Annotated in this window: 13 protein-coding genes; 9 read left to right on the top strand and 4 right to left on the bottom strand. The window is 62.6% G+C overall.

Annotation, left to right across the window (positions count from 1 at the left end; all coding sequences use genetic code 11):
* Positions 1-191: 191 nt before the first annotated feature.
* The 4 genes from rho to hemE all read right to left on the bottom strand — a co-directional run bounded on the left by rho (position 192) and on the right by hemE (position 3,852).
* Positions 192-1,451, bottom strand: a complete 1,260-nt coding sequence (gene rho / locus VSX60_RS20970; protein ID WP_327626195.1) for a transcription termination factor Rho — start codon at positions 1,449-1,451, stop codon at positions 192-194.
* Between the two features lie 271 nt (positions 1,452-1,722).
* Entirely contained in the window at positions 1,723-2,244 is a 522-nt protein-coding gene (locus VSX60_RS20965; protein WP_327626194.1) for a gluconokinase, read from the bottom strand.
* Positions 2,245-2,278: 34 nt separating this feature from the next.
* Complete coding sequence (gene hemJ, locus VSX60_RS20960) at positions 2,279-2,827, bottom strand: protoporphyrinogen oxidase HemJ (RefSeq protein WP_327626193.1); 549 nt, start codon at positions 2,825-2,827, stop codon at positions 2,279-2,281.
* The gene (gene hemE, locus VSX60_RS20955; protein ID WP_327626192.1) at positions 2,824-3,852 is read right to left on the bottom strand and encodes a uroporphyrinogen decarboxylase; all 1,029 of its coding nucleotides are present in this window, start codon (positions 3,850-3,852) and stop codon (positions 2,824-2,826) included. The genes hemJ and hemE overlap by 4 nt, the downstream gene beginning before the upstream one ends.
* Before the next feature lie 540 nt (positions 3,853-4,392).
* Here hemE and VSX60_RS20950 point away from each other — a divergent pair.
* The 9 genes from VSX60_RS20950 (at position 4,393) to VSX60_RS20910 (ending at position 10,824) form a co-directional block, all read left to right on the top strand.
* Positions 4,393-4,992 carry a Maf-like protein gene (locus VSX60_RS20950; RefSeq protein WP_327626191.1) on the top strand — a complete coding sequence of 200 codons (600 nt, stop codon included), beginning with the start codon at positions 4,393-4,395 and terminating at the stop codon, positions 4,990-4,992.
* Positions 4,985-5,953: a shikimate dehydrogenase gene (locus VSX60_RS20945; protein WP_327626190.1), complete on the top strand. Its 969-nt coding sequence runs from the start codon at positions 4,985-4,987 to the stop codon at positions 5,951-5,953. The genes VSX60_RS20950 and VSX60_RS20945 overlap by 8 nt, the downstream gene beginning before the upstream one ends.
* A 34-nt stretch (positions 5,954-5,987) precedes the next feature.
* Positions 5,988-6,572 carry a dephospho-CoA kinase gene (gene coaE / locus VSX60_RS20940; RefSeq protein ID WP_327626189.1) on the top strand — a complete coding sequence of 195 codons (585 nt, stop codon included), beginning with the start codon at positions 5,988-5,990 and terminating at the stop codon, positions 6,570-6,572.
* 107 nt (positions 6,573-6,679) lie between these two features.
* Complete coding sequence (locus VSX60_RS20935) at positions 6,680-7,075, top strand: COG4315 family predicted lipoprotein (RefSeq protein ID WP_327626188.1); 396 nt, start codon at positions 6,680-6,682, stop codon at positions 7,073-7,075.
* A gap of 7 nt (positions 7,076-7,082) precedes the next feature.
* Positions 7,083-7,589, top strand: coding sequence for a sigma-70 family RNA polymerase sigma factor (locus tag VSX60_RS20930; RefSeq protein ID WP_327626187.1), 507 nt, complete (start codon positions 7,083-7,085; stop codon positions 7,587-7,589).
* A complete protein-coding gene (locus VSX60_RS20925; protein WP_327626186.1) occupies positions 7,586-8,359 on the top strand; it encodes an anti-sigma factor family protein in 774 nt (257 codons plus the stop codon). Before VSX60_RS20930 ends, VSX60_RS20925 begins: the two co-directional genes overlap by 4 nt.
* A gap of 289 nt (positions 8,360-8,648) precedes the next feature.
* The gene (locus VSX60_RS20920; RefSeq protein ID WP_327626185.1) at positions 8,649-9,938 is read left to right on the top strand and encodes a hypothetical protein; all 1,290 of its coding nucleotides are present in this window, start codon (positions 8,649-8,651) and stop codon (positions 9,936-9,938) included.
* A 36-nt stretch (positions 9,939-9,974) separates the two neighbouring features.
* Positions 9,975-10,313, top strand: a complete 339-nt coding sequence (locus VSX60_RS20915) for a hypothetical protein (protein WP_327626184.1) — start codon at positions 9,975-9,977, stop codon at positions 10,311-10,313.
* Positions 10,297-10,824: an RES family NAD+ phosphorylase gene (locus tag VSX60_RS20910; protein WP_327626183.1), complete on the top strand. Its 528-nt coding sequence runs from the start codon at positions 10,297-10,299 to the stop codon at positions 10,822-10,824. Before VSX60_RS20915 ends, VSX60_RS20910 begins: the two co-directional genes overlap by 17 nt.
* Positions 10,825-10,845 lie beyond the last annotated feature (21 nt).

Below are 10,845 nucleotides of genomic sequence, written 5' to 3'. Positions count from 1 at the left end.
GTGTGAAGGGGAACCGGTGCTGCCATGACAAACCTCCGTTTGTCACAGTGATTCAGAATTCTGTCAGCTTGGGAATCCCCGAAGAGTCGGCCTTCGCTCCCGTTGGTATCAGCGCAACGAAAAACGGCGGCCAGAAAGGACCGCCGTTTCACGTGAGTCACGCCATTCGCGTCCGTCGGACGCGAAAGCGATCAGGTGTTCATCGAATCGAAGAAATCGGCGTTGCTCTTGGTCTGCTTCAGCTTGTCGTTCAGGAATTCGATCGCATCGGTCGTGCCCATTGGCGACAGGATCCGGCGCAGCACGAAAATCTTCTGCAGATCGCCCTTCGGGACCAGCAAGTCTTCCTTACGGGTGCCGGACTTTAGAATGTCCATCGCCGGGTAGATACGCTTGTCGGCAACCTTGCGATCAAGGACGATCTCAGAGTTGCCGGTGCCCTTGAATTCTTCGAAGATCACCTCGTCCATGCGGCTGCCGGTATCGATCAGCGCCGTCGCGATGATGGTCAGCGAGCCACCTTCCTCGATATTGCGCGCCGCGCCGAAGAAGCGTTTCGGCCGCTGCAGGGCGTTGGCGTCGACACCGCCGGTCAGCACCTTGCCCGACGAGGGAACGGTGGTGTTGTAGGCGCGGCCGAGGCGGGTGATCGAATCCAGGAGGATGACGACGTCGCGGCCGTGCTCCACCAAGCGCTTGGCCTTTTCGATCACCATTTCGGCGACCTGGACGTGGCGCTGCGCCGGCTCGTCGAAGGTCGACGACACCACCTCGCCCTTCACCGAACGCTGCATGTCGGTCACTTCCTCGGGCCGCTCATCGATCAACAGTACGATCAGATAGCATTCCGGATGGTTCGCGGTAATCGAATGGGCGATGTTTTGCAGAAGTACCGTCTTGCCGGTACGCGGCTGCGCGACGATCAACGCGCGCTGGCCCTTGCCGAGCGGCGCGACGAGATCGATGACCCGGGCCGACATATCCTTCTTGGAGGTCGGATCATCGAGCTCCATCTTAAACCGCTCGGTCGGATAAAGCGGCGTCAGATTGTCGAAGTGGCTCTTGTGGCGGATCTTCTCGGGATCGTCGAAATTGATCGTGTTGACCTTGAGCAGCGCGAAATAGCGCTCGCCGTCCTTGGGACTGCGGATCGGTCCCTCGACCGTATCGCCGGTCTTCAGCTGGAATTTACGAATCTGCGATGGCGAAACATAGATGTCGTCCGGGCCCGGCAAGTAATTCGCCTCGGGCGAACGCAGAAAAGCGAAGCCATCCTGGAGAATTTCGACGACGCCCTCGCCGATGATTTCGACTTCCTGCGCCGCGAGTTGCTTGAGAATCGCAAACAGCAACTCCTGCTTGCGCAGAACGGAGGCGTTCTCGACCTCGTTCTCTTCGGCAAACGCGATCAATTCGGGTGCGCTTTTGTTCTTCAGGTCCTGAAGTTTCATTCGGAAATAGGCTCTTTTGGGGTTCGTGCCGACGGATCGCGTCGAAACAGATGAAGGCGACAATGGGGAAACGCTGGGGGCCGGAAACGCTAAACGGTTCTGCGGCAGGGACGAGGCGACCAGAAATGGTCGCGCAACGCCCAAGAAAGGCGGGATAGTCCATTGTGATATAGCGGTGGTTGCGAGACCGCGCAAGAGGCGCGTTGGCGCCCGACGCGAATGCCTCCTATCGCGGTTACCGCCCCGTTTCACAACCGCCGGTCGCGGTCGTCTAATCTTGCCTGTCGAACCCAAGTGCTTCAAGGGCGTGACTCACAACCGCTTCGGGCGGAATGCCGACGGATACTGTCACGCCATCCTCGTCGGATTGCAGCGGTTCCAGATCGTCGAACTGCGATTGGAGCAGCGAATTCGGCATGTAGTGGCCAGTGCGGCGGCCGATGCGGTCGCCGACCAGATCCTGGTCGGCGGTGAGCGAGACGAAGCGCACGCTCGGGGCCGCCTCGCGCAGAACATCCCGATAGCGCCGTTTCAAGGCCGAGCAGGCGACAACGCTCGAAACGCCATGGCTGGCCTGATCGGCGATCCAGTCGCGAATGGCCGACAACCAAGGCGCCCGGTCGTCATCGTTCAACGGCTCGCCGGATTCCATCTTGGCGATGTTCCGGGCCGAGTGAAACTCGTCCGCCTCGGCGAAGGACCAGCCAAGACGTTCCGCAAGCAGCTTTGCCGTCGTCGTCTTGCCGACGCCCGACGGACCCATGACCACAAGAGCGGTCGTTTTTTGATCCATCTGCCCGGCTTCCTCTCCAAGCTGTCGTCAGCGATCAGAACGGTTTCACCACGACCAGAATGATGATCAGGATCAGGATGACCGCCGGCACCTCGTTCATCACCCGCCAGAACTTGCCGGATTTGGTGTTCGCGTCCCGCTCGAACCGCTTGAACGAGGCGGACAGATAGCCGTGCAGGCCGGACATCACCAGGACGAGGGCGATCTTGGCATGAATCCAGCCACCCTGGAACTCGAACACCTTCCAGGCGAGCCACAGGCCGAGCACCCACGTCAGGATCATCGAGGGCGTCATGATGCCCTTGAGCAGCCGCCGTTCCATCACCTTGAAGGTCTCGGACTGGGGCGTGCCCGGTCCCGCTTCCGCGTGGTAGACGAATAGCCGCGGCAGATAGAGCATGCCGGCCATCCAGGCGATGATGACGAAGATGTGGAGCGCCTTGATCCAGAGCTGCCATTCGACCGGCACCAGGACGAACAGGGCTGCGACAAGCGCCAGTGCGACGACAGCGACGACGGCGGTCCGCCCGCCATTGGCCGACTTCGTCGCGGACTTGCTCGATGGTGGGGTGTTCTGGTTCATGGCTTGGCGGTCCTGATGCGATCGAGAAGGGCTTCGACATGGGCGATCGGCGCCTCGGGCGTGATGCCGTGGCCGAGATTGAAGATCAACGGCCCATCACCGAGGTTGTCGAGAATCCGGTCGACGCCGTCTTCCAGCGCCTTGCCGCCGGCGATCAGCCGCAGCGGGTCGAGATTGCCCTGGATGGCGCCAGCTTTCTGCAATTCCTTCGCCTGCGACACCGGCACCGACCAATCGAGGCCGACCGCATCGACGCCGGTCTTTTCACGATAGGTGTTCAAAAGCGATCCCGCGCCCTTGGCAAAGCCGATGATCTTCGCGCCCGGCACCGCGGCACGGACCTTTTCCACCATCCGGGCAACTGGCCGCACGGCATAGGCTTCGAACGACGCCTCGTCGAGAACGCCGGCCCAGGAATCGAAGATCTGGACGCAGTCGGCACCCGCCTGCAACTGGCGGATCAGGTAGTCGGCGCTCATCTCCGCCAGCAGATACAGCAGCGTCTCCATCTCGGCCGGATTGCGATAGGCGAATAGCCGCGCCGGGGCCTGATCCGGCGTCCCGTGGCCGGCGATCATGTAGGTCGCCACCGTCCAGGGCGCGCCGCAAAAGCCGATCAGTGTCGTCTCGTCGGGCAGTTCCTGGCGTAGCCGACCGACCGTCGCGATCACCGGGGCCAGATGAGTCTCGCCGCGCGATGGATCGAGATTAGCGATCTCATCCGGGCGGATCGGCGTCAGCTTCGGGCCTTCGCCCTGCACAAAATGTAGACCGCGATCAAGCGCGTCCGGGATCACGAGAATGTCGGAAAACAGGATCGCCGCGTCGAATCCGAAGCGACGGATCGGCTGCAAGGTGACCTCGGTCGCAAGATCCGGATTGTAGCAGAGATCCAGGAACCCGCCGGCCTTTTCCCGGGTTGCTCGATATTCGGGAAGGTAGCGGCCGGCCTGTCTCATGAGCCACACTGGAGGGGGAAAGACGCTTTCGCCTTCCAGGACCCGGACGAGCTTGCGCTTCTGCATCAGGTTTGGGCTCCTAATAAAAAAGAAAGATTTCAAGAGAAATCGTTATTTTGATTCTATGAGTCGGTGGATAGCCGGAATTCACAAGCGGCGGTAGATGGCGGCCGTTTCACGCTCGTCCACAGCCCGAATGAGCGGTTTTGGCCCAACGGTGTGAGAAACGTTAAACTTTTAACCAATCCGCCAGATTCGTCAGGATGTTAGCGAGGCACGCGCGTTGCCGAAAACCTGTCCGGGAGCTGTGGAAAGCATGGGATGAACCTGCGTCGTCCACAAATGTCCGTTCGGACGCCCACAGGCCGTGCATCGTCGCCGATTGTGGACGAAAGCCGACTTATGCGCCTCGGCCCGGTTCTGCACGGAGGCGGGCCGGCTTAACTCTTCCTTAACCCACAGGCCCGGCGGATTTCCGGGGGTGGAGGCGGCCGGCCCCTTGCGAAGCGATGCCGAATCGAGTCCCGAGCGGCGCCAATGGCGTTTCGGCCCTCGAGGCGCTATCAAGCCTCTCGGGCGTGAAGAAACGGTTAAAATGGGGACCAAATGGCCAAGGGCATCGTGCTCGCCTCCGGCAGCATCCACCGCAAGGAACTCCTCAAGAACGCCGGGATCGACTTCACCGTCGAGCCGAGCGAGCTCGACGAGCGGGCGGTCGAGGCACCGCTGCTGCAATCGGGTGCCGGACCTGAAGACGTCGCCGCGATCCTCGCCGAGGCCAAGGCCACCGACGTCTCGGCCCGCCATCCGGGCGAGATCGTCATCGGCGCCGACCAGACCCTCTCGCTCGACGACGAGATCTTCTACAAGCCGGCCAATATGGAAGAGGCGCGCCGTACGCTCCTGAAACTCTCCGGGCGCACCCATACACTGAACAGCGCCGTTGTGCTGGTCGAGGACGGCGTGGTCACCTGGCGGCACGTTGCCACCGCCGCGATCACCCTGCGCCAACTCGATCCGGGCTTCATCGGCCGCTATCTCGCCGCCGCCGGCCAGAAGGCGACGACCAGCGTCGGCGCCTATCAGATCGAGAAGGAGGGCATCCAGCTGATGGAGCGGATCGAGGGCGACTATTTCACCATCATCGGCCTGCCGCTGCTGCCGCTCTTGAAAGAGCTGCGCGTACGGGGCGAGATCGATGGCTGATACCGACGCGGAGTGGACGCCGCAGCCTTATGTCAGCGGCGCGGACCGCCCGCGCGGCGAAGGCTCGATCTTCGATCCGCGCGATGTCCAGGCGGCCCCCGACGGCCCCAAGGCCTTCGTCACCGGCTGGCCGGTGTGGCATTCGCGCTCGCCGATGATCCATCAGAGCTGGCTCGCCGAATTCGGCCTTGCCGGCTCCTATCGCCGCGTCGGCGTGCCGCCCGAGGAGATCGCCGATTTCCTGAAAAGCCTGCGCAAGAATGGCTTTGTCGGTGGCAATGTGACGATCCCGCACAAGCTCGCCGCCTTTGCCGCCGCCACGCGCCGGGACGCGGCGGCCGAGGCGATCGGCGCGGTGAACACGCTGTGGTTTGAAAAATCCGGCCGGCTCGTCGGCGGCAATACCGACGCCTATGGGTTCGCGGCCAATCTCGACGAGCGGCTGCCCGGCTGGGCCGACGCCGAGACGGCGGTGGTGCTCGGCGCCGGCGGCGCGGCACGGGCCGTGATTTTCGCGCTGTTGAAGCGCGGCGTCAAATCCGTGCGGATCGTCAACCGCACCCTCGAGCGGGCCAAGGAACTGGCGGCGCGCTTCGGCCCCGGCGTCAGCGGCCATGGCGAGGCGGAGCGGGAGGCACAGCTGAAGGCCGCCGATCTTCTGGTCAACACCGTACCGATTCCGGCCAGTGACCCCGACGATGAGACGCCGGACTGGTTCGCGCCGAAGCTGCCGGACCTTGCCGCCTTGCCCGATCACGCGCTGGTCACCGACATCGTCTATGTGCCGCTCAAAACGCCGATATTGCAGACGGCCGAGGCGCGTGGCCTTCGCCATGCCGACGGGCTCGGCATGCTGCTGCATCAGGCGGTGCCGGGCTTCGAGCGCTGGTTCGGCCGGCGCCCGGTGGTCGACGAGGCGCTGCGCGCGAAAATCATCCGCGACATCGACAGCGGGGTCTGACGGTGATGCGAAGCCGGCGCGGACTGGGCGAGCGATGATCGTCCTCGGCCTCACCGGCTCGATCGGCATGGGCAAGTCGACCGCCGCCGCCATGTTCGCCGACGAGGGCGTGCCGGTGCATGATGCCGACGCTGCGGTGCACCGGCTTTATGCTGGGAGTGCCGCGCCGCTGATCGAAGCGGCCTTCCCGGGCACGGTGACCGACGGCATCGTCGACCGCCAGCTTTTGGGCGTGGAAGTGTTGAACGATCCCGACGCGCTGAAACGGCTGGAAGCGATCGTCCACCCTCTGGTGCGAGCCGAGGAACAGGCGTTTCTCGACGCGGCGCGACACTCCGGCGCGCCTCTCGCCTTGCTCGATATTCCGCTGCTTTACGAGACCGGCGCCGAGACCCGCTGCGACAAGGTGGTGGTGGTCAGCGCGCCGGCGGCGATCCAGCGCGAGCGGGTGCTGCGCCGGGCCGGCATGAGCGAGGAGAAATTTGCGGCGATCCTGGCCAAGCAGGTGCCGGACGCGGAAAAACGCGCCCGGGCGGACTTCGTCATCGACACCGGCGACGGCTTCGACGCCACCCGCGCGGCGGTGAAGGCGGTGGTGGCGGAACTGGGCGCTGCGTAGGGTACACAGGCCCGATCGAAAAAAGAGTCCGACGTCAGGGAATAACTCCGCGCCAGCGCTGTTGTCCTGGAGGTAAGCCGAACACAAGCAACCTCAAGGAGACTCCCATGCGCATGCGATCCCTGCTTCTCGCCGCAGCGACCCTGTCCCTCGCCGTCCCGTTGGCCCATGCCGACGACTATGCCGGCGGCGCCATCAAATCGATGGAGACGGACAAGGGCGAGATCCTGACCAACGCCGACGGAATGACCCTCTACACCTTCGACAAGGACACCAAGGGCGTCACCAACTGCTATGACGACTGCGCGACGAAGTGGCCGCCGGCGATGGCGGCGGATGATGCGTCGGCCGACGGTGACTACACGCTGGTCGACCGCAAGGACGGCGGCAAGCAATGGGCCTATGACGGCATGCCGCTCTATCTGTGGCAGAACGACAAGGCGCCGGGCGAGACGACTGGCGACGGCGTCGGCGGAGTCTGGCACGTAGCGCTGGAGAAATAGTCCCCGCATGTCCCGGTTCCTGGACGAGATGGAGACATGCGTGCCAGCGTTGCGACGCTACGCGCGGGCGCTCACGCACAATCCCGATCTCGCCGACGATCTCGTCCAGGATTGCCTCGAACGGGCGATCCGCAAGGGCCATCTGTGGAAGCCCTCGGGGCCGTTGCGGGCCTGGCTGTTTCGCGTCCTGCTGAACGTTTATCGCAACGATCTGCGGCGCCGTCGCAGGACGCCCGATCCCATTCCCTTCGAAAACCTGCCAAGCGAGCCGCGGGCGGCGAATGTCCAGCCGGGTCGGCTGGCGCTGGCCGAGACGGCCAGGGCCATGCAGGAATTGCCGTCGGACCAGCGTGAGGCGTTGCTGCTGGTTGCCGTCGAAGAGTTGAGCTACGCCGACGCGGCCGCCGTGCTCGCTATCCCGATCGGTACGCTGATGTCGCGTCTCGCGCGGGCCCGCGCGCCGCTGCGCCAGATGACGCAAGCCGACGCACCGATGCTGAGGACCGTGAAATGAGCCGCGACGACGCGACGATCACCAAGGACGACCTGCAGGCCTTTGCCGATGGCGTTCTGGACGCGCGGCGCCGGGCCGAGGTCGAGCGGTATCTCGCGGACCAGCCTGCCGCCGCTCGGGAGGTCGCGGATTGGCAACAGCAAAACCAGGCACTGCGAGCTCTGTATGGTCATGTGACGGGCGAGGCCGTTCCGGCGCGGCTGGCGGTTCACCGCATCGCCAGCGAGCGCAGGCGCCCGGCCCGCAACTGGTCGGGCATGGCCGCGGCCGCCGTCCTGATCCTGGCGATTGGGGGCGCGGGCGGCTGGTATGGCCGCGATGTCCTCACTGTCGCCGCGCCCGCGCCCCTGTCGCTCGCCGGCGAGGCAGAGCAGGCCCACGCCCTTTACGCGACCGAAGTCCTCCACCCGGTGGAAGTCCGGGCCGACGAGAAAACGCACCTCGGAGCATGGCTTTCCAAGCGGCTCGATCGCGCCCTCACCGTGCCCGATCTGCGAACGACCGGTCTCGACCTCGTCGGCGGCCGGCTGTTGCCGTCGCAGGAGGGGCCGGCCGCGCAATTCATGTATGAGGACGCGGCAGGCGGCCGCGTGACGCTCTACATCGTGCCGGCTGACACCGCGCGGGAGACCTCGTTTCGCTATTCGGCGGCCGGCCGCCTGAAATCGCTGGTCTGGACGGCCGAGGGGATCAGTTGCGCGCTGGTGGGCGATCTGCCCCAGGATCGGCTTCAGGAGATCGCCAAGCTTGCCTACCGGCAATTGGGTTAGGCTGGAGCGCCCTGCGGCTTCTCCGACGCGGATTGCGATGCCCGACGCGCAGTGCCCGCCCGGCAGGAGTGAGCGATATCAGCGGTGGAGGCATCGCTTTTTAAACAACGGACTTCCGGAGGGGACGAGCGGCTATTTGTCTGACGATCCGCCGAAGACATTCCGTCAAACACGCGCCGAGGTGCCGGCCTTCCGACACGTCCTAGTTTTCGTGGATTGTTCCGACCTGTCGTCCTATTGCGCATTGAAAATGTCAAGTGTAAAGTTGTCCTTCGGTAAGGAGCTTGGCATGACCGACAATGTGATTCATCTCCCTAGGCCGACGGCCGCTCGCGCGTCGAAGCCTCACCTCGGGCATTTCCTTCGGATCGGATGGAATGATCACAAGCAAGTTCGCGATCTTCTCGCAGAGGGGGAAAGAGGTTATCAGGGGCTCGTCATTGAAGCGCAGCATGCAAACCGCCATGAAGATCTGCTTGCTGCTGCACAAAAGGCTGATGCGGATCTCATCCTCGACCCCAAAACACAGGTCTCGGCGCTTCCGGGAGGGTTCACTGACTCGTTGGGTGCCCTGCCGTGGTCGGCAGGAGATCGACCCCATAATCTTCAAGATTTTCTTGGAACCGAGGGCCGAAGTCGATCACAGCGGATTGCCGAATTTGCTCAAGAGCGCGGCTTCACCGAGGTGATGGCACCTACCCACCTCCTGCAATCGCATGATGATCGGTGGCTTTCAGCCGACATCGTGAATGCAGACCATCTCCGGAACCAGCTGCCGTCGTCGGTTCCCCTTATCTATTCGCTTGCGGTGCCAATCGCGGTACTCCGTGACCGTAAAAAGAGAGCTACTTTGGTCGCAGCACTTCGCGATGCCCCTATGGATGCATTGTGGATCAAAGCAGAGAACTTCGGGGCGAATGAGTCAGGAGCAAAAACTGCCGACTATGTGGAAGCCTTGGCAGCTTTCCATGTGCTTGAGGTACCTATCGTAGCAGATCAAGTGGCCGGCCTTCCAGGATTGGCTCTAATGGCGTTTGGATCGGCCGGCGGAATTTCGCACGGCGTGATGGTGAACGAGAGCTTCAAGGCATCGCGGTTGCGGCGACCTCGATCCGATTCCTCTGGTGGCAACTCAGCTCCCCGCGTTTTGATACCTTCGCTGGGATTGCTCCTGAAAAAGGACCAGGCTGAAACCCTGATCCGTCACAATACTCGCACCCAAGGCCGGTTCGGGTGCAGAGATCCTCATTGTTGCCCTGGCGGGGTATCAGACATGTTGCAACAGCCGACGAGGCACTATCTGCGCCAGAGGGCCCGTGAGGTAGAGAGGCTCGACGGAATCCCTTCGACGGCTCGTCCGTCTCATTATTTGGAGGACAACGTCCGGCAGCAATCCGACATGATGGCGACTGCCGCAGCATTAGGAGTGTCGAATAATCAGCTTGCCGCCAAGCTGAACAGTGAGCAGGCACGACTCGCAAGGTTCAGAGGCGCCATGGCGCACCTTGCTGAGTCACACGAAATTAGGTCAATCGCTCGCGAACCTGAGACGCGCTCTCAGCGCGAAGGGCGAGCTTGATTTTCAGCAGGGATCGCAAATGCGAAGAACAACGCTATGAGTGGCGCACTGGCACAAAGACTTGACCGAATTTCCCAGAAAGGCGCGATCAAGTTGATTGACGTCGCCAACATGCTCGACGTGCGACCTGAAACGGTCTCGCGCTGGAATCAGGGAAAAGCCTATCCTCACCGGGACACGGAAAAGCTGCTTCTGGAGCTTGAGTACATCGTCGACCAGCTAGGCGATTTCTATGAGCCGAACGACGCCCGCCAGTGGATCTTTGCACGCCAACGCCTCCTGAACGACCAGTCTCCTGCGGAGCTTATTCGGAAAGGCCGTATTGATGACGTGCTATCGCTCGTGCACAAATTGAGGGATGGCGTATATCTCTAAAGGTGATGATCGCTCGCGGATGCACGATCCGCAGCTGATCGATGTCATCGCGGGACTGCCCCGAGAACAATTTTCCGGTGAGGTCTTTCGCGCCACAAGGTTGAACGCCGATCCCACCGCGTTCTCGAATAATGGAGGCCGTTGGGCGCCGAGCAGCGATGGCCGATATTCGGTCCAGGTCCTTTACACCAGCCTGGCGAGAGACGGGGCGCTCGCCGAAGTGGCGTCCTATCTCTCCTTATTGATTCCGCTGCCCAGCAAACCCTTGTGCGTTCATCGTCTGCGCGTCACCACAACACGCACGCTGAGAATTGTCCGCGCGGATTTCGGCGCTCTCGGCATCATCGATCGGCTCTACAGCGAACGTGAATATGCCCGCACCCAAGAGATCGGAGCAATTGTCAGCTTTCTCGAATGCGATGGCAGAGGTGGCTCGGTTTGTCTGAACAGGCTCGACGGCTTGATAAGTGGATCGTCTGCCGGGTTTTATGCCGCTGCGAGAAGCGGTTGATTGAAGTAGGCGTGGTCCGGA

Origin of the sequence: Aurantimonas sp. A3-2-R12 (assembly GCF_036016755.1) — a bacterium.
Classification (GTDB): domain Bacteria; phylum Pseudomonadota; class Alphaproteobacteria; order Rhizobiales; family Rhizobiaceae; genus Aurantimonas; species Aurantimonas coralicida_A.
This window is presented reverse-complemented; position numbering and strand designations above follow the sequence as displayed.